The 17,016-nt window shown below is 71.4% G+C and carries 15 protein-coding genes; 6 read left to right on the top strand and 9 right to left on the bottom strand.

Features of this window, described 5'->3' with window-relative positions; genetic code table 11:
• Positions 1 to 52: 52 nt before the first annotated feature.
• Genes O7632_RS21425 through O7632_RS21400 form a run of 6 tightly spaced genes read right to left on the bottom strand, consistent with a single transcriptional unit; the run spans position 53 to position 6,521 of the window.
• The gene (locus O7632_RS21425; protein ID WP_278116723.1) at positions 53 to 904 is read right to left on the bottom strand and encodes an SGNH/GDSL hydrolase family protein; all 852 of its coding nucleotides are present in this window, start codon (positions 902 to 904) and stop codon (positions 53 to 55) included.
• A 45-nt stretch (positions 905 to 949) separates the two neighbouring features.
• The gene (locus tag O7632_RS21420) at positions 950 to 1,909 is read right to left on the bottom strand and encodes an NAD-dependent epimerase/dehydratase family protein (protein ID WP_278120270.1); all 960 of its coding nucleotides are present in this window, start codon (positions 1,907 to 1,909) and stop codon (positions 950 to 952) included.
• A 2-nt stretch (positions 1,910 to 1,911) separates the two neighbouring features.
• The gene (locus O7632_RS21415; protein WP_278116722.1) at positions 1,912 to 3,039 is read right to left on the bottom strand and encodes a cytochrome P450; all 1,128 of its coding nucleotides are present in this window, start codon (positions 3,037 to 3,039) and stop codon (positions 1,912 to 1,914) included.
• Positions 3,023 to 4,684, bottom strand: coding sequence for a class I adenylate-forming enzyme family protein (locus O7632_RS21410; protein WP_278116721.1), 1,662 nt, complete (start codon positions 4,682 to 4,684; stop codon positions 3,023 to 3,025). Before O7632_RS21410 ends, O7632_RS21415 begins: the two co-directional genes overlap by 17 nt.
• On the bottom strand, positions 4,684 to 5,496 hold the full coding sequence (locus O7632_RS21405; protein ID WP_278116720.1) for a glycosyltransferase: 813 nt from the start codon (positions 5,494 to 5,496) through the stop codon (positions 4,684 to 4,686). The genes O7632_RS21410 and O7632_RS21405 overlap by 1 nt, the downstream gene beginning before the upstream one ends.
• Positions 5,493 to 6,521, bottom strand: coding sequence for a ketoacyl-ACP synthase III (locus O7632_RS21400; protein WP_278116719.1), 1,029 nt, complete (start codon positions 6,519 to 6,521; stop codon positions 5,493 to 5,495). The genes O7632_RS21405 and O7632_RS21400 overlap by 4 nt, the downstream gene beginning before the upstream one ends.
• 163 nt (positions 6,522 to 6,684) lie before the next feature.
• Here O7632_RS21400 and O7632_RS21395 point away from each other — a divergent pair, with 163 nt between their 5' ends.
• The 5 genes from O7632_RS21395 (at position 6,685) to O7632_RS21375 (ending at position 10,955) form a co-directional block, all read left to right on the top strand.
• Positions 6,685 to 6,951, top strand: a complete 267-nt coding sequence (locus O7632_RS21395; RefSeq protein WP_278116718.1) for a hypothetical protein — start codon at positions 6,685 to 6,687, stop codon at positions 6,949 to 6,951.
• Positions 6,952 to 7,051: 100 nt separating this feature from the next.
• Positions 7,052 to 8,014 (top strand): TIGR03885 family FMN-dependent LLM class oxidoreductase, encoded by a 963-nt coding sequence (locus O7632_RS21390; protein ID WP_278116717.1) that lies wholly within the window; start codon positions 7,052 to 7,054, stop codon positions 8,012 to 8,014.
• Between the two features lie 331 nt (positions 8,015 to 8,345).
• On the top strand, positions 8,346 to 9,533 hold the full coding sequence (gene tuf / locus O7632_RS21385; RefSeq protein WP_278116716.1) for an elongation factor Tu: 1,188 nt from the start codon (positions 8,346 to 8,348) through the stop codon (positions 9,531 to 9,533).
• 244 nt (positions 9,534 to 9,777) lie between these two features.
• Positions 9,778 to 10,392 (top strand): ATP-dependent Clp protease proteolytic subunit, encoded by a 615-nt coding sequence (locus tag O7632_RS21380; RefSeq protein WP_278116715.1) that lies wholly within the window; start codon positions 9,778 to 9,780, stop codon positions 10,390 to 10,392.
• 23 nt (positions 10,393 to 10,415) lie between these two features.
• A complete protein-coding gene (locus tag O7632_RS21375) occupies positions 10,416 to 10,955 on the top strand; it encodes a helix-turn-helix transcriptional regulator (RefSeq protein WP_278116714.1) in 540 nt (179 codons plus the stop codon).
• Here the strand turns inward: O7632_RS21375 and O7632_RS21370 are convergent.
• A complete protein-coding gene (locus O7632_RS21370) occupies positions 10,838 to 13,909 on the bottom strand; it encodes a glycoside hydrolase family 9 protein (RefSeq protein WP_278116713.1) in 3,072 nt (1,023 codons plus the stop codon). The two genes, O7632_RS21375 and O7632_RS21370, sit on opposite strands and share 118 nt — an antisense overlap.
• Before the next feature lie 280 nt (positions 13,910 to 14,189).
• On the opposite strand from O7632_RS21370, the gene O7632_RS21365 reads away from it, so the two are divergent.
• Positions 14,190 to 14,921: a protein phosphatase 2C domain-containing protein gene (locus O7632_RS21365; RefSeq protein ID WP_278116712.1), complete on the top strand. Its 732-nt coding sequence runs from the start codon at positions 14,190 to 14,192 to the stop codon at positions 14,919 to 14,921.
• A 164-nt stretch (positions 14,922 to 15,085) separates the two neighbouring features.
• Here O7632_RS21365 and O7632_RS21360 read toward each other — a convergent pair whose 3' ends face one another.
• Positions 15,086 to 15,871, bottom strand: a complete 786-nt coding sequence (locus tag O7632_RS21360) for a SigB/SigF/SigG family RNA polymerase sigma factor (RefSeq protein ID WP_278120268.1) — start codon at positions 15,869 to 15,871, stop codon at positions 15,086 to 15,088.
• 266 nt (positions 15,872 to 16,137) lie between these two features.
• A complete protein-coding gene (locus tag O7632_RS21355; RefSeq protein WP_278116711.1) occupies positions 16,138 to 16,968 on the bottom strand; it encodes a transglutaminase family protein in 831 nt (276 codons plus the stop codon).
• Between the last annotated feature and the right edge of the window lie 48 nt (positions 16,969 to 17,016).

The raw sequence follows: 17,016 nt of genomic DNA, 5'->3' as shown, positions 1-17,016 counted from the left end.
GCCGGCGGCCGGTCGACCGGGCCGCCGGCCGGACCACGCGGCGGTCGGCGCATCAGTTGGCCAGGCCGCTGGCGGCGTACGTCACGTCGGCCAGGATGTCCTGACCATCGGCGTCCGGATGGAAATAGTCGATCTGGTTCAGCGTGTCGAGAGCGAACTCGACCCGGTGGACCGCGCCGCCGTCGAATCGGCACCGGTCGCCGTACGCGCGGCACGCTTCGGCCAGTTGCGTGTTGAATGCTTCCACCCGGTCCCGTACCAGGGCGCGTCGCTGGACGTCGGACTCGTCGGTCGAGGTCGGATCGGCCAACATGGACGGGCAGACGCCCCGGTTCCAGGCACGTACCACCCGCTCCTCGCCGTGACCGATCTGCCAGAGGTGATACAGATCCGGGATGCTCACCACCAGGACCTCTGCCTGCGGCAACCCGGCCCGCAGGACGTCGAGGGTCCGATCGATCTCGGCGCGAAACGCCGTCACCGAGGTCATCTCGCGCACGTCTGGACGGCAGACGTCGTTGGCGCCGACGAGAATCGTCACGTACTGGGCGCCGACGTCGACCGCCGACGCGGCCTGGTCGGCCAGGGCGGCGGCGCGGGCACCCGGTACGGCGAAGTTGTGGGCCTGACCGCGCATGGCCGGATTCGCTTGGCGGATCCGTTCGTAGTGACTGTCGACCCGGAACCCGTCGCCGGTCGACCACGAGTTGCGGCGGCACGAGGTCAACACCACGCAGGAGCCGTAGCCAGCCGTGATCGAGTCGCCCAGCGCCGCCATCGACGACGGCAGGTCGCCGCTGGGCGGTGTCGGCGACACCGGCTGGCCCGGCTCCGGCTCGGCCTCGCAGGCCAACGCGACCAATGCCGCGACCGCCGCCGCAGCGGCCACCCATCGTCGGCTCACCACGCCTCCATCTTGCTCATAGCGACATTGTCGTCACTATATGCGTCAGATGGGCGGTGCTGTCACCGGTGCGGTCGACGATTGTCCGCTCAGCTCGGCCAGGAAGTCCGACAACCCGCGCCGCGGCCGCCAGCCCTGGCCGGTCGCCCGTCCGATGTCGAGCACCGTGCCGAACACCAGTTGTTCCACGGCGTACCGGGTCAGCCGTGGCGTGCCGGCCGGCCGCAGCCGGGCCACTGCGGTAGCCACCCCGGCCGCCCCGAGCGCCACCGGCACCGGTATCCGCAGCGGCCGAGCCGGCCGGCCGACAGCGGCGAGCACCCGGGCGACCACCTCGTCGCGGGAGTACGCGGTCGCGTCCGTCACGTTGTACGGGCCCGCCGGCCACCGCAGCGCGGCGAGGCAGGCGTCCGCCAGGTTCTCCACGGCGGTCATGCTCAGCGTGACGTCGCCACCGGGCAGGGGTATCCACCGTCCGCGTACCGCCGCCGTCAGGCGCGGCAGCAGATGCGGGTCACCCGCGCCGTACACGGCACGTGGCCTGAGCACGACCGCGCCGGCGGCCAGCGCCAGTCGCTCACCGGCGGCCTTGCTGCGCCCGTACGCCGTTCGCTGACCGTCCACCGGATGGTCCTCGCGCAGCGGCTGGCCGGTCCCGTCCGGTCGGTAGACGCTGGCGCTGCTCACCCAGACCACCCGCCGATCGGCCGCAGCGTGCAGAAGTCGCGCCGTACCGGCCGTGTTGACCGCGTGATACGCGGCCTCGGCGGCGGCGCCCGGCCGAGGATCGCCGACCGCCGCCGCGAGGTGGACGACCACGTCGACGCCGGTCAGATCCGGTTGCTGCCGGGTCGCGTCCCAGTACACCTGGCGTCCCGCCGGTCCCGGGCGGCGGCCGAGGCAGGTCACGTCGGCCCCGGCGGCGATCGCGGCCCGGGCCACCACACCACCGCAGAACCCGCTGGCACCGGTCACCGCGACCCGCAGGCCGGACAGGTCCGGCATCGTCACCGACCGGCCCGGATCCGCAGCCGCGCCCAGCCGGGCAGGGCCGCACGGCGATCGACCCGGGCTCCGGTCACCACCGGCCGGTACGGGGCGAGTGCCGCGAGCACGTCGTCGAGTTGCGCCCGGGCCATCCGCGCCCCGGGACAGGCGTGCGGGCCGGTGCCGAAGACCAGCTGGGCGATCCCGGCCGCCACCGGTGCCGCCGGATCGGGGTCGGGCCGCCCGGCTCGGCTGGCATGCCGGGCGACCAGCAGCAACCGGTCACCGGGCTGGACCGCGACGTGCCCCACCTGGCCGGCCGCCGCCGCGAACCTGGGCAGCACCGGGCTGGGGGCGGTCACCCGCAACAGTTCGGTGACCAGAGCCGGGCGTCGCCGGGGATCGTCGGCCACGCTCCACAGCCCGTCGTCGGCGCACCAGGCCACCGCCCGGGGGATCGCGGCCAACGTGGTGTTCACCGACGCCACCGCCAGCATGCTCGCGCGGGCGCTCCGCTCCGGTGGCAGGCCGAGCAGCGTGGCCAGCCGCGCCGCCGCGACGGCTGTCGCCGCGTGGTCGCGTCGGGTCCGGCTCGGCCACCGCAGCCCGGGTAGATGTCCCCGCGTCGCGGCGGCGGCGGCCGATCGCGCGGCGTCGGCCAGCGCCCGTGGGTCGGCCGGTACGCCGAGCAGCGCGACGGTGCTGGCACCGGTCAGCTCGGCGACCACATCGACGATGTCCACCTCGCCTCCGTCGGACAGCGGCACCAGCCGCCGGCGGAGGACTTCCTGCCACACCGGGCGAAGTCGGGCCACTCCGTCGCTGCTGAACACGGTGGCCGCTGTTCGACGATCCTGCCGGTGGCCACGGCCGTCCTGGTCGAAGAAGAAGCCTTCCGCGTCGCCGCTGATGGCCCGATGGGCCGCGCCGGCGGTGGTGCCGTCGGCCAGCCGGTCCAACGGCACCCGCCGCAGCGCGTCGGTGTAGGCCTCGGCACCGTGTACCACGACCGTCCGGCCGATCCGGAGTACCGGTGCCCGCCTGGTCATCGCCATCGCCGCGAACAACACCGGATGGGTGGCCAGGTAGACCTGCCGGTCCCGGCGGCGGCCCCGGCCGCGTCGCCAGCGGTCAACCACGCTCGACACGACGCCGCTCCCGTCTGCCAGGACCGCCCGTACGGTCCGTGCCGCCCGGGTCCGTGCCGCCCGGGTCCGTGCCGTCCGTGCCGCCCGTACGGTCCGCACTGTCGCCGTTGGTCGTCGTGACGGCCGCTGCGGCGGCGGCCGCGGCGACGCGGTCCGGTTTGCGTGACCGGCCGGCCAGCGGAACGCTGGTGAACAGCACCCGGTCGGGGCGCGCCGATCCCATCCGCTCCAGGGCCGGGCGCAGCGCTGCCCGGACGTGGGCCCGATCCGCCCCGGGTTCGGTTTCGACCAGGGCCACCAGCCGCTCGTCGCCGTCGCCGGCCGGCACCCCGACCAGGACCGCCAGCGCCACCCCCGGCACGTGCAGCGTGGGTTCGTACAGTCCGGGGTAGATGTTCTCCGCGCCCCGCAGCACCATGTCCTTGCTGCGGCCGGCGAGCACCAGCCGTCCACCGTCGAGCCGGCCCACGTCGCCGGTCGCGACCCAGTCGTGCGGCCGCTCGCCGAGGTAGCGGTCGGCCTGTCCCGGCCCGGCCAACAGGACATGACCGTTGTCGCCGGGGTCGCCGTTTCCGGGGCCGCCGTCGTGGTCACGGTCGTGGTCGTTTCCGGGGTCGTGGTCACGGTCGTGGTCGATCCTGACCTGTACGCCGGGCAGCGGGGACCCGACCAGGTCACCGGGACCAGCGAAGGCAGCCTTCTCCGCTTCCTCCACCGCCGCCGCCGGGAACAGTTCGGTGAGCGCGTACACCCCGTAGGCGCGGTCCGCGCCGGCCCGTTTGACCCGCGTCAACAACCCGGCGCTGACCGGTGCCGAACCGCTGAAGAACCGCCCGTGCAGCCGGGGGGAGCAGGCCAGCAGCGACCGCAACTGGGGTGGGGTCAGATAACTGGCCTGTGGGCGCAGCCGGGCGATCTGCCGGGCCAGCGTCGGGGACGACCGTGCCGGCAGCGCGACCGGGGCACCACTGGCCAGCGCCGGCACCAGCACGAAGAACATCCCGCCGAGCACCGGCACCTGCGGACGGGGCCCGACCAGCTCGGTGACGGCCCGCAACCCGGCGGCCAGGCCGGCCCGAGTGTGGACCACCGCCCGGGGCTGGTTGGTGGTACCCGAGGTGAAGATGATCACCGCGTCGCCGTCACCGTCGAAAGCCACCGGGAGCGGGCCACGCCCCGCCGGTAGGCTCGGCGCACATCCCGGAACCCGCCGACCGACCGTCAACACCGGCCCGATCCGGGTCAGCTCCGGTAGCGCCAGGTGCGCGCGGCGGGCCAGCCGGCCCGCCCAACCGGCGACCGCCTGGGCCGCCGCGTCGGCCAGCACCAGCGCCGGCCGGGCCAGGGCCAACCGGGCCGTGAGCACGTCCGGGCCGGCGGTCGGATCCAGCACCGTGACCCGGATTCCCAGGCGGTACGCGGCCAGCAGCACCGCCAGCGACCGAGGTCCGGGCCGCACGGCCACGCCCAGGGTGTCCCCGGCGGCCAGCCCCTGCCGGTGCAACGCGGCGGCGTAGCCGTCGGTGAGGTCGGCGAGGTCGCCGGCGGTGGCCCGGACCCGGGGGCGGCCGGTGAGCGGGGCGGCGGTCAGCACCGCCGGCCGGTGCCGGTGGGCGCGCAGCGTGGCATCGAGTCGATCGAGCATCAGCGGGGATCCGGGCTCATCGGGCCGCTGCCGCGACCCAGATACCAGGACGCCGTCCGCAGCACGCCGTACGCCCGCAGCCGGCGGAGCGAGTTCTCCACCACCATGTCCCGCCGGTGGGAGATCGCCGGGCTGGTACGGCGTACCCGGTTGAGAAACGTCCGGTCGGTCGGCGACGGTATGCGGGGCATGCCGCCGCAGGCCTGGTAAAGCTCGGCGGTGATCGCCATGTTGTTGCCGGCGTGCATCCGGTACGGCGCCAGGTAGCCCCGGTCGCGGTGGGCCGGCCGTAGGCGTCCGAACGCGGCGGCGAGCGCCACCAGGAGCCGGAACCCGGCCCGGCCGGCCGGGCCGAGTTCGTCGCGGCGGGCGCGGATCGCCCCGCAGACCATGCCGGAACCGGCGGTCAGCCCCGATCGCGCGGCTGCCACCCACCCCGGCCGGGGCAGGCAGTCGGCGTCGGTGCGGGCCAGCAGCCGCGCCCCGTGCGCGATGGCGTACCGGAAGCCGGTGTCGACCGCCGCTCCGACGCCCTTCTGCGGTTCGCGCAGCAGCACGACGGGGAACGGCGCTCCGGCGGCGAAACGCTTCACGACGCCGGCGGTGTCGTCGGTGGATCCGTTGTCGACCACGACCAGGGTGAAGTCCCGATCGTCCTGGGCGGCGAGAGCGGCCAGGGTCGCGCCGACGCGGGCCTGCTCCTGGTAGGCCGGCACCACGACCCACAGCGGCCCGCCCGGGTCCGGCGTCGGGGCCGGGGCCGGGGCCGGGGCCGGGGCCACCGTACGGTCCTGCTCGAAGGCCCGGGTCACGACTTCTCCCACACCATCGTCATCACACTGATCCCGCCGCCGAGGCCGATCGCCAGGACCCGGTCCCCGGTGCGCAGCCCGGCGTCGACCCGGGCCAGCTGCACACCGAGCGTGGCGCTGGCCAGGTTGCCCAACTCGTCGACGGTGACCTCCAGCTTGTCCTTCGGTACCCCGGTGATCTCGATGAACCGTTCCAGATAAGGAAGGCTGACCTGGTGCACCAGCACCCGCTCGTAGTCGGCCCAGTCCCAGCCGGTCCGGTGCCGTACCCGGTCCAGGATGGCGGTGCCGACCTGCTCGAACACCGAGCGCAGGGAGTGTCCGTCGCCGTGGAAGTAGGTGTGTTCGTCCCCGCGCGGGTGCCGGGAACCGCCGCCGAAGATGCCGCCCACCGACCAGTGTTCGGAACGGGTCTCGGTGTCGACGTCGACGATCCCGCCCCGGTCGACCGGCTCGACCAGGACCGCCGCCCCGCCGTCGCCGAACGTGTAGCCGGCGAAGGCGGTGCGGGCCTGGGCCAGACCGGTCAGCGTGGGCCGCATCACCCTGGTCGGGGTCTCTCCGGTGACCACCAGCGCCCGGGTGGCGCGGCCGGCGAGGATCGCCGAGCGGGCCAGGTCGATGCCGTTGAGGAAGCTGTTGCAGGCGTTCGTGACGTCGAGGGCGTGGGCCCGGCCGCCGAGTTCGGCCTGCACGATGTGCGCGGTGGCGGGTTCCACCAGGTCGCGGCTGGCGGAGGCGAACAGCAGCAGGTCGACCTCGTCGGGTCGCCGGTCGGCGGCGGTCAGCGCCTGCCGGGCCGCCCGGACCGCCAGGGTCGAGGCGTACTCGTCGTCGCGCGCGACCCTGCGGTGGCTGATTCCGGTCATTCTCGCGAACAGTCCGCCGGGTAGCGTGATCGCGCTGGTGCGGGCGATCCGGTCCTGCAGTTCGCTGGTGTCGAGGACCCGGTCGGGCAGGCTGGCACCGATTCCGGTGATTCCGATCCTTGGGGTGGGCGGTCCCGGTGGCGACGCGACGTTCATGTGCTCAGCTTTCCGCCGGACTGGGGTGGCCCGGATGAGTAGGGGTGCTCAATCCGATCCCGGTGCCGAAGCTCAGATCCTGCCGCCAGGCCCGTGCCGGACGGTGCCGGATCGGATACCGGTGCGACGTTACGGGTCGGCGAACGTCGGGTACACCGGCGAGATGGCTACGAAATCGCAGCCCAAGCGGGCGAGAGGGACCGTCGGCCATGCCTACAGCGCGTTGAACCTGCGGCTCGCGATGGCCGGCTTCGGGTTCGTCTTCTGCGTCGTGATCGGGTTCCTGGCCTGGCGGGCCGATCTGGTGGCCGGTGCGGTGATCCTGTGGGTTCTCGCGGCGATCGCGGTGGTCGACCTGGTCGTCATCCAGCGGCGTCGTCGGGCCCGCAGGCGGGAGGAGCCGGGCGTACGGCATTCGCTGTTCGAATGAGCCGCGCGGCTGCCTGCGGGTGAGCGGCGCGGCTGCCTGACAGGTCGACGGAGTCGTCCGAGGCGATTGACGGAATCGGCCATTGGGTAGATGACCGGCCATGACGGTCTTGGGCCTGCACTGCTCCCACGAACAGATCCACCCCAGCCGGCTGCTCGACGCCGTGATCCGAGCGGAACGGGCCGGGTTCGACGCGGCGATGGCGTCGGACCATTTCGCGCCGTGGAGCGAGCGGCAGGGCCATTCCGGGTACGTGTGGTCCTGGCTCGGGGCCGCCATGCAGTCCACCAGCCTGCCGTTCGGGGTGGTCAACGCCCCTGGCCAGCGTTACCACCCGGCGATCGTCGCGCAGGCGATCGGCACCCTGTCGGCGATGTACCCGGGGCGCTTCTGGGCGGCGCTCGGCACCGGCGAGAACGCCAACGAGCACGTCACCGGTGACGTCTGGCCGCGCAAGGAGGTGCGGTCTGCCCGGTTGCGCGAGTGTGTCGACGTGATCCGGGCGCTGCTGGCCGGCGAGGAGGTCAGCCACGACGGTCTGGTCACCGTGGACCGCGCCCGGGTGTGGACCCGTCCGCCGGAGCCGGCCCCGCTGGTCGGCGCGGCGGTCACCGTGGCGACCGCCCGCTGGTGCGCGGACTGGGCCGACGGCCTGATCACCGTCAACGCGCCGGTCGAGCACCTGCGCCAGGTGGTCGACGCGTACCGGGGTGCGGGTGGTCGCGGCCGGCTGGTGTTGCAGGTGCACCTGAGCTGGGCACCGGACGAGGCCGAGGCCGAGGCGATCGCGCACGACCAGTGGCGGACCAACATCTTCGCCCCGCCGGTGGCGTGGGACCTGGCCACCCCGGAGCATTTCGACGTGGTGGCCCGCGACGTCACCATCGACCAGGTACGCCGTACGGTGAACGTGTCGTCGGATCTGTCCCGCCACGTCGACCAGCTCGCCGCCTACGTCTCGCTCGGCTTCGACGAGATCTACCTGCATCACGTCGGCCAGGAGCTGGACGAGTTCGTCGATGTCTTCGGCGCGGAGGTGCTGCCGAAGCTGCGTACCGCCTGACCTCGCGGGAATTCGGCCGGCCTGACCGCGCGGGAATTCGGTCGCCCCGCCGGACGTTGCGGGCTAGCGTGACCACCATGTTCGGCACCGTCGGCGTTGTGCGGCCCGCAGGCTTCCACCTGCCGGGTGCCGCCGTCGGGTGCGCATGGCTGGCTGATACCCGAGGCTGACCCTCCTCTAGCTGCGGCAGAACCACGGAGGAGGGTGGCCCGGTCTCTCCGGCGCTGCCCGTTCCACAGGCGCGCCGTCAAGAGTGGTTCTGACGCGGCGGTATGGCACCCGCCCGCGTTCGTCGTCCGCCAGTTCGTCTCCGATCTGGAGCGTCAGCATCATGGCCAAGAGTCAGTTCGTGCGGGCGAAGCCGCACCTCAACATCGGCACGATGGGTCACGTCGACCACGGCAAGACGACCCTGACCGCCGCGATCACCAAGGTCCTCGCCGACCGCGACCCCGCCGTCAACCGGTTCGTCTCCTTCGACGGGATCGACCGGGCACCGGAGGAGGTGGCGCGGGGCATCACCATCAACATCTCGCACGTCGAGTACGAGACCGCGACCCGGCACTACGCCCACGTGGACATGCCCGGTCACGCCGACTTCGTCAAGAACATGATCACCGGTGCGGCCCAGGTCGACGGGGCGATCCTGGTGGTGTCGGCGCTCGACGGCGCGATGCCGCAGACCCGCGAGCACGTGCTGCTCGCCAAGCGGGTCGGGGTGCCGTACCTGGTGGTGGCGATGAACAAGGCGGACGCGGTCGACGACCCGGACCTGCTCGACCTGGTCGAGTTGGAGGTCCGTGAGCTGGTCACCGAGTACGGGTTCCCCGGCGACGAGCTTCCGGTCGTCCGGGTGTCGGCGCTGCGGGCGCTCGAGGGTGACCCGCGCTGGGTCGGGTCCATCGTGGAGCTGCTCGACGCCGTCGACCGGTACGTTCCGGTGCCGCCGCGCGAGCTCGGCGAGCCGTTCCTGATGCCGATCGAGAACGTGCTGACCATCTCCGGCCGGGGGACGGTGGTGACCGGCGCGGTCGAGCGCGGCACGTTGCGGCTGGGTGACCAGGTGGAGGTGGTCGGACTGGGTCCGACCCTGTCGACCGTGGCGACCGGGTTGGAGACGTTCGGCAAGTCGCTGGACACGGCCGAGGCCGGCGACAACGCCGCCGTCCTGCTGCGCGGGGTCAAGCGTGACCAGGTGCAGCGGGGCCAGGTGGTGGCGCTGCCGGGCAGTGTCACGCCGCATCAGCGGTTCGCCGCCCGGCTGTACGTGCTGACCACCGCCGAGGGTGGGCGGCACACGCCGTTCTTCGCCAACTACCGGCCGCAGTTCTACTTCCGTACCACGGATGTGGTCGGGTCGGTGGACCTGGGCGACCGGACGATGGCGATGCCCGGCGACACCATCGACCTGACGGTGGAGCTCGGTAGGCCGGTCGCGATGGACGTCGGGCTCGGCTTCGCGGTCCGGGAGGGCGGCCGTACGGTGGCCGCCGGTACCGTGACTGAGCTGCTCGACTGAGGTTGCGGGTGCGGCCCGTCTTCGACGGCGGGCCGCACCCGGCCGACCGGTGGGCACGGGGGAGTGTCGACAGCGGATCGGTGCCGGCTACGTCGGTCGTGGTAGGTGTTCGATGGGCCAGAGTGGACGACGCTGGTTGCCTTCTGCCGACAGCTGATCTCCTGTCAGCAGAAAAGGCAGCGAACCGGCTCGACGACGGTTGATGCTGATAGGCGTATCCACCGTGATCGAGAGGGCGTCATCCATGCGGCACACCAGTTCCGCGATGGCCGCGACCAACGCGGCGACCGGCTTCGGCGACCAGGTCTATCAGCAGCTGCTCAAGGAACGGGTGATCTTCCTCGGCACCCAGGTCGACGACACCTCGGCCAACACGATCTGCGCTCAGATGCTCCTGCTGGCGGCCGAGGACAGCGAGCGCGACATCTTCCTCTACGTCAACTCACCGGGCGGCGTGATCAGCGCCGGCATGGCCGTCTACGACACGATGCACTACATCACCAACGACGTGGCGACCGTCGGGCTCGGGCTCGCCGGGTCCATGGGGCAGTTCCTGCTGTGCGCCGGTGCACCCGGCAAGCGGTACGCCCTGCCGCACACCCGGATCATGATGCACCAGCTGTCCGGCGGGATGGGCGGCACGGCTGCGGACATCGCCATCCAGGCCGAGAACATGCTGCACATCAAGCGGACGACGATCGAGCGGATCGCGTTCCACACCGGGCACACCTACGCGGAGATCGAGCGCGACTCCGACCGGGACCGCTGGTTCACCGCCGAGCAGGCTCGCGAGTACGGCATCATCGACCATGTGATCGCCACGACCGCGCAACTGTCCGCCGCTGGCGTCACCACCTGACCGACGATCGCGGACGGAGACGCGTGATGCTGCTGCGACAGGTGATCGGCCGGGTGCTGCGCCGGCTCCGGCAGGATCAGGGCCGCACCCTGCATGACGTGGCCCGGACCGCAGGCCTGTCGACGGCCTACCTGTCGGAGGTGGAGCGTGGCCGCAAGGAAGCCTCGTCCGAGATGCTGGCGTCGATCTGCCGGGCGCTCGGCGTGGCGTTGGAGGAGTTGCTGCAGCAGGCGATGCAGGAGCTGACCCGTCATCGGCCGATGGCCAGCCGCGGCTACCGGCAACCCGGGGTGTCGGCGCGACGGGGGTCGGCACGGCCGGGGCCGGGGCGCGGCGGCCCGCGAGGGGACCGACCGATCGGCAGACCCACTGGTCGAGCCGCTGACCGGGTGGTGGCCGGCCCGTCGCCGCACCGTTCGTCGACGGGCCGGCCACCACGGCCGGGTCAGGAGCAGGCCACCCCGTTGACGGTGATCAGCTCCGGTGCCGGGTTGGCGCCGCCGTCGGTCACCGCGTTGAAGCCGAACATCGCGTTCGCTCCGGGACCGATCCGGCGGTTGTAGGTGTCGTTGCGCGCGGTCACCGTGGCACCGGCCTGGGTGACGCCGGCCAACCACGCCTCGCGGACCCGCTGGTCACCGGTGAAGGCGAAGCGGGCCGTCCAGCCGTCGATCGCCGTGGTGCCGGTGTTGGTGATGTTGACCTGACCAGTGAAGCCGCCGCCGCCGGCCCAGGTGCCGTAGTTGACGTACTCGGCCCGGCAGGCCAGTGGCGCGGGTGCCGGTACGGCGTCACCCTGATCGTCGAGGAAGGACGCGATCCAGCTCAGCGCCGAGTTCCAGTTGATCGCCACCTCGTTGGTCGAGTACGAGTCGATGTGGTCGACGTAGCAGAACATCGGTGCGCAGCCGTCCAGCAGCTCCCGGACGAACGGATCGTCGAGACTGGCGTTCGCGCCGCCGGCGATCGACCCGGCCGGCGGGTTCGGCAGACTCGGGTCGAGTTGGTTGCCGAAGATCCGGCTGTGCTGGTTGCGGGGGTAGACGGTGCCCCAACCGGTGACGTACGAGTGGTTCAGCGCGTTGCGGCCGAAGATGTAGTCCATCGCCTGCACGGCACCGTCGCGGTACTCGACGTCCCCGGTCAGGTCGTACGAGGTCGCGAGCACCACCGCGTTGTTGATGATGTTGCTGTTGGCACCCCAGAAGTAGGCACCCCGGTGGCCGGGCATCGGCAGCCCGTACGCCTGGCTGTCGAGCGCGGCCAGGTATTCGTCGGCGGCGGCCACCACCGAGGCCTGGATTCGTTCCCGCTCCTGCGGGGCCAGGCCGTTGGGCACCGTGGCCAGGTCGAGCCGGCCGAGCGCGGCGGTGCTGCCCCAGCCGAACCCGGTCGGATCGAACACGTCCGCGCTGTGGTGCGGTGAGGCGCTCAGGTCCGACAGGTAGGTCTGCTCACCGGTGGTCAGGTAGAGCTGCGCCGCCGCCCAGTAGAACTCGTCGCTGACGTTGGGGTCGCTGTAGGCGCCGCCACCGTTGCCGTCGTTCGGGTCGGCCAGCAGGTCGGGGTTGGCCTTGGCCGCCGCGTACGCGGCGCGTGCCGAGGTGCGGCACTGGCCGGCGAAATCGGCGTCGTACGGGGCGAACAACCGGGCGCACTGGGCCGCGACGGCCGCCAGGTTGAGTGTCGCGGCGGTCGACGGTGGGTGCAGCTCGCGCAGTTCCGGGTCGTCCTCGGGCTGCATCGGCATCCCGGTCCAGTTCCGGTCGTGCATCTTGTGGTGGGCCATCCCGGCCAGCGGCTCGCCGGCCGGCACCTGCATCCGCATCAGGAACTCCAGTTCCCAGCGGGCCTCGTCGAGGATGTCCGGCACACCGTTGTCCCGCTCGGGCACCCGCAGCGTGCTGTCGGCCAGGGCGGCGCCGCCGTTGGCGCTGGGCGCGGTCTTGGTCCGTTCGAAGGTGCTGAGCAGCTGGTAGGTGGCGATGCCGCCGTTGACCACGTACTTGCCGTGGTCGCCGGCGTCGTACCAGCCGCCGCGTACGTCGAGCCGGTAGTCGCAGACCCCGGGCTGGCACGGCACGTCGGTGTCGCCCTGGTTGGGGGCGACGCCGAGGTGGCCGGCGGGGCGGGCGTACTCCTCGCCGACCAGGTCTCCGTCGATGGCGATCCCGCTGCGCTGGATGTAGAAGAACTGCAGTGCGTCGGAGCGGAGCTGCTGGTAGATGTCGCCGGAGATGGCGAAGGGGTAGCTGGTCTCGCCGTCGGCGACCAGCGTGTAGTCGTCGCCGGTGCCCCGGTAGGCCGAGAAGTCGACGCTGTGGGCCTGTTGCCTGGAGGCGGTGTCGAGACCCCGCGGGGTGCTCTGACCGCTGGCCACGGTGTCGCCCGCCGCGTCGTGCAGTTCCCAGGTCACCGGTTCGTCGGCGTCGGTGACGATGGTGGCGTTCTTGGGGCCGCCGGGCAGGTAACCCACCTGGTTGACCCGGACCCGGGGGCCGGTGTCCGGCTGGTACGGCGGCTCTTCCTCGCCGCCACGCAGGGAGACGTCGTCCAGGCAGAAGGTGAATCCGTCGGCGTTGCCACCGACCTGGAAGGCCACCTGGGCGCGGGTGGTGTCATCGCTGGCGACGAAGGTCTGCTCGACGCGTTGCGGTTCGGCGGTGAGCACCAGGTCCCGACCGAAGTACCCGGTGTAGGGATCGGCGCCGAGTTGCACCACCGCCCGTACGTTGGCACCCGGGTCGGCCGAGGCCTCGAACGAGATGACGTACGGCTCGCCGGCGATCAGCGGTACGCCGTCCTGCAGAATGCCCGCGTCCCACGGGTTGGCCAGGCCGGCGGGTACGGCGGCGCAGAGCCGTTCGTCGGTCACCCCGGTGTTGGTGGTGCCGTAGGTGGTCCAGCCGGTGGTGCCGTTGCTGAAGTCTCCGTTGGTGATCTGCTCCGGGCCGCCTGGTGGTGGGCCGGCCGCGTCGTCGCTGATCAGCGAGACGTCGTCGAGGCAGAGGGTGTACGGCTCGGCGCTGCCGCCCAGCTGGAAGGTGAAGGTGCCGTCAGGGGAGTCGAGGTTGGCGGTGAACTGGTAGCTGACCGATTCGCTCTCCGCCGTCGGCGTGAGTTCACGGCTGAGCACCGTGGTGTACGGAGCGGCGTTGAGCTGGACGTTGGCGCGCACGCTGGTGGGTACGTCGCTGCTGACGGAGAACGCGAGACGGTAGGCGGCGCCGTCGATCAGCGGGATGCCGTTGTGTCCGATGCTGGCGTCCCAGGGGTTCGCGGTGCCACCGGGTACCGCAGCGCACAGCCGGCCGTCGTCGGCGGTCAGGGCGACGTTTTCCGTGGCCCACCAGGGATCGGTTCCGTCGTCGAAGCTGCCGTTGACGATGTGTTCGCGTTCTTCCGCGTACGCGGTCGTCACGGTCACCGCGGTCAGCGCGAGAGCGGTGACGGTCGCGCCAGCCAGCAGCGCGACGGCCCGGCGGGGTGCCGGCCGTCGGGGTCTGGATCGGGTCACGGGGATCCTTCCGGTGCGGGGGTTCCGGCTGAGGAGAAAAGCACTCGATGAACAGGAGCGATGAGTGGGAGCGCTCCCATTGATCTGGAACGATGTTGCCAGGGCATTACCGTTGTGTCAATCGCGTGACGGTCTCGCCAGCTGGTGGGTGGGTCCGGCGGCGGCATGTCGCTTCTATAGGCTTTTGTGTAATTTCCGGTCGAGAAACTCCACGATCTTTGCCATCTGCATGCGGATCTACTAGAGACATTTCAGCCTTCTTCCTGGCAGGCTGCCAGCCATGACCCTGAAGCTGCGTTCCGCGGCGGTGACCGACCGCGGCCTGATCCGGAGCGGGAACCAGGACTCCGTCCACGCCGGCCATTGGCTGATCGCCGTCGCTGACGGCATGGGGGGGATGGCGGCTGGGGATCTGGCTAGCAAGATCGCGATCGACGCGATCGCTCCGCTCGACGTCGCGGTCTCCGACGAGCGGTTGGTGCCCCTCCTGCAGGAGGCGGTCGAGACCGCCAGCTCGCGCATCCGCGAGGCGATCGTCGACGATCCGACCCGTGAGGGCATGGGCACCACGTTGACCGCCTTGCTCTTTGCCGCCTCCGGTGCGGCCATCGCCCTGGCGCACGTCGGCGACTCACGCGCCTATCTGCTGCGCGGTGGGACCCTGCAGCAGGTCACCAGGGACGACACGTTCGTCCAGATGCTGGTCGACGAGGGTGTGATCACGCCGGATCAGGCAGCCGTGCATCCCCGGCGTGCCGTCGTCACCCAGGCACTGCAGGGGGAGAACGTGAATCCCACCTACGCCGTTCTCGAGCCGCAGACCGGCGACCGGTGGTTGATCTGCAGCGACGGGTTGTCGAACGTGGTGCGAGCGGAGAGCATCTCGGAGGTGCTGGCCACCTACGCCGACCCGCAGGCCGGGGCGCAGCGGCTGGTCGATCTCGCCATCCGGGCCGGTGGTCCGGACAACATCACCGTGGTCATCGGTGACATCACCGAGGTCACCGACTGACCAGCCACCGGGCGACGAAACGCAGCTGACCAGCCACCGGACGACGAAGCAGCGGTCACCCGCCCGAGGCGGGTGACCGCTGCTTCTCGTCGTCGATCATGGTGTGGCTTCCACCGGTTGCACCGTCTCCGAGACGGTGCAACCGGTGGAAGCCACCGGTCAGCTCAGTATGCGGACTGCAGCTGCCCCCGGAGCTTGGTCAGGGCGCGAGCCAGCAGCCGGGACACGTGCATCTGGGAGACGCCGATCTGGTCGGCGATCTGCGACTGAGTGAGATTGCCGTAGAACCGCAGCGTGAGAATGCGCTGCTCCCGCTCGTCGAGGGTGGCCAGCGCGGGACCGAGGGCGACCCGCATCTCGGCCAGCTCGTACTCCCGGTCCTCGGCGCCGAGCATGTCGGCCAGCTCGGTGGCGCGTTCGCCGTCCCCGGTCGGCGTGGACAGCGACACCGCGTTGTACGCGCGGGCACCCTCCAGGCCCTCCAGCACCTCTTCCTCGGTGATCCGCAGGTGGGCCGCGATGTCGGCCACTGTCGGCGAGCGGCCGAGAGTCTGCAGGAGGGTGCTGTTCGCCTCGGAGATGCTCAGCCGCAGCTCCTGCAGTCGGCGCGGAACCCGGATGTCCCACGTACGGTCGCGGAAGTGCCGCTTGAGCTCGCCGATGATGGTCGGGATGGCGTACCCGGCGAAGTCCACGCCGCGACTCGGGTCGAACTTGTCGATCGCCTTGATCAGGCCGACCGCAGCGGTCTGCGCCAGATCGTCGGTCGGCTCGCCGCGCCCGCTGTAGCGCTGGGCGAGGTGTTGGGCCAGCGGCAGCCAGGCCTCGATCGCGCGGGCCCGCAGGGCCTCGCGGGACGGGTGGCCGGCGGGCAGCGCGGCCATGGCGTTGAGTACGTCGGTCGCGCTGTCCGTGGTGGCGGCCGCCGGGGCGTCCACAGTGGTGGTCATGGCCTGGTCCACTGTCGCGGGCTCGTGCACCGCGCGGTGTCCGGTCAATGTCGCGGTCATGGTGGTCCTCCCTGCACCTCGTCCGCGGATATGGAAGGTGGTGCGTGTGGTTGAGCGAGCTAGGGTCTTTCGGTTCTTACCCTAGCCTGATCGGCCTGGATAAAGCTAGCCGAAAGTATGATGTACTTATCGCTCATAGAGGATCAAGACGGACATTTTTCCGCGATAATTCTGGCGCGGCCACCGTCGGAGTGCCCCGCAGACGGTCAGTGAAGCGCCACCAAGCCCTCGTGATCGTCGATCGGCAGGATCCCGGGCGCGACCGCCGAGACGATCATCTCCGACATCTCGACCTGACCATCCAGCATCGTCCCGAAGGCGACATCGGCCGCGTCCCGGCCGGTCGCGATCCGGACCAGACTCTGCCGGGGCGCCAGGCGGGTGCTGTCCCAGACGTACCAGTGGCCGTCGACCGCGACCTCGGCCACCAGATGGAAATCCATCGGCGTCAAACCCGGCGCGTACACGGCGACCACCCTGGCCGGGATGTCCAACGCCCGGCACAGGGCGACGGTGAGGTGCGCGAAGTCTCGGCAGACCCCCTGTCCGGCGAGCAGTGTGTCGGCGGCGTCCGTACTCGGCCCGCTGGCCCCGGCGGCGTAGACGGTGTGGCCGTGAACGTAGTCGCAGACCGCCCGCACGACGTCGGCGTCGGCCCGGCTTCGGTCGATGCGCGCGGCCGCGAACCCACCCAGCCGATCGGACGGGCAGTATCGACTCGGCCGTACCGCGACGATCCGATCCAGCGCGGTGAGCGGCACCGGTGTCGCCGGCGGGCCGTTCGGCACGGTCGCCTGGTAGCTGACCCGAGCCCTACCGGGCGGCAGGAGCAGCAGATGCTGCCGCCCGCCGTCGGCCCACGAGCCGCTGACCTCCTCGGCCGGCAGATCGCCGTCGTCGGTGGTGACGATGAACCTCATGTCCGGCAGCTCCCGGTACGCGCACACCTGGACCACCAGCCTCGCCGGCTCCGCCACCTCGTAGGTGAGGTCACAACCCACCGCGCCCACAGCCGTCCCTGACCCCTGATCACCCATCCCTCATTGATACCCAGTCGCCGCATCGTTCCCACCCGTCGCGAACGA

The sequence above is a fragment of the Solwaraspora sp. WMMD406 genome (genome assembly GCF_029626025.1).
Lineage (GTDB): Bacteria > Actinomycetota > Actinomycetes > Mycobacteriales > Micromonosporaceae > Micromonospora_E.
The sequence above is the reverse complement of the archived record's forward strand: the minus strand, read 5'-3'. Positions and strand labels throughout refer to the sequence as shown.

Coding starts and splice junctions, on each gene's coding strand:
- O7632_RS21420 (WP_278120270.1), bottom strand. CDS start 1,909: ATGCCGGACCTGTCCGGCCTGCGGGTCGCGGTGACCGGTGCCAGCGGG.
- O7632_RS21410 (WP_278116721.1), bottom strand. CDS start 4,684: ATGCTCGATCGACTCGATGCCACGCTGCGCGCCCACCGGCACCGGCCG.
- O7632_RS21400 (WP_278116719.1), bottom strand. CDS start 6,521: ATGAACGTCGCGTCGCCACCGGGACCGCCCACCCCAAGGATCGGAATC.
- O7632_RS21395 (WP_278116718.1), top strand. CDS start 6,685: ATGGCTACGAAATCGCAGCCCAAGCGGGCGAGAGGGACCGTCGGCCAT.
- O7632_RS21390 (WP_278116717.1), top strand. CDS start 7,052: ATGACGGTCTTGGGCCTGCACTGCTCCCACGAACAGATCCACCCCAGC.
- tuf (WP_278116716.1), top strand. CDS start 8,346: ATGGCCAAGAGTCAGTTCGTGCGGGCGAAGCCGCACCTCAACATCGGC.
- O7632_RS21380 (WP_278116715.1), top strand. CDS start 9,778: ATGCGGCACACCAGTTCCGCGATGGCCGCGACCAACGCGGCGACCGGC.
- O7632_RS21365 (WP_278116712.1), top strand. CDS start 14,190: ATGACCCTGAAGCTGCGTTCCGCGGCGGTGACCGACCGCGGCCTGATC.
- O7632_RS21360 (WP_278120268.1), bottom strand. CDS start 15,871: ATGACCACCACTGTGGACGCCCCGGCGGCCGCCACCACGGACAGCGCG.
- O7632_RS21355 (WP_278116711.1), bottom strand. CDS start 16,968: ATGGGTGATCAGGGGTCAGGGACGGCTGTGGGCGCGGTGGGTTGTGAC.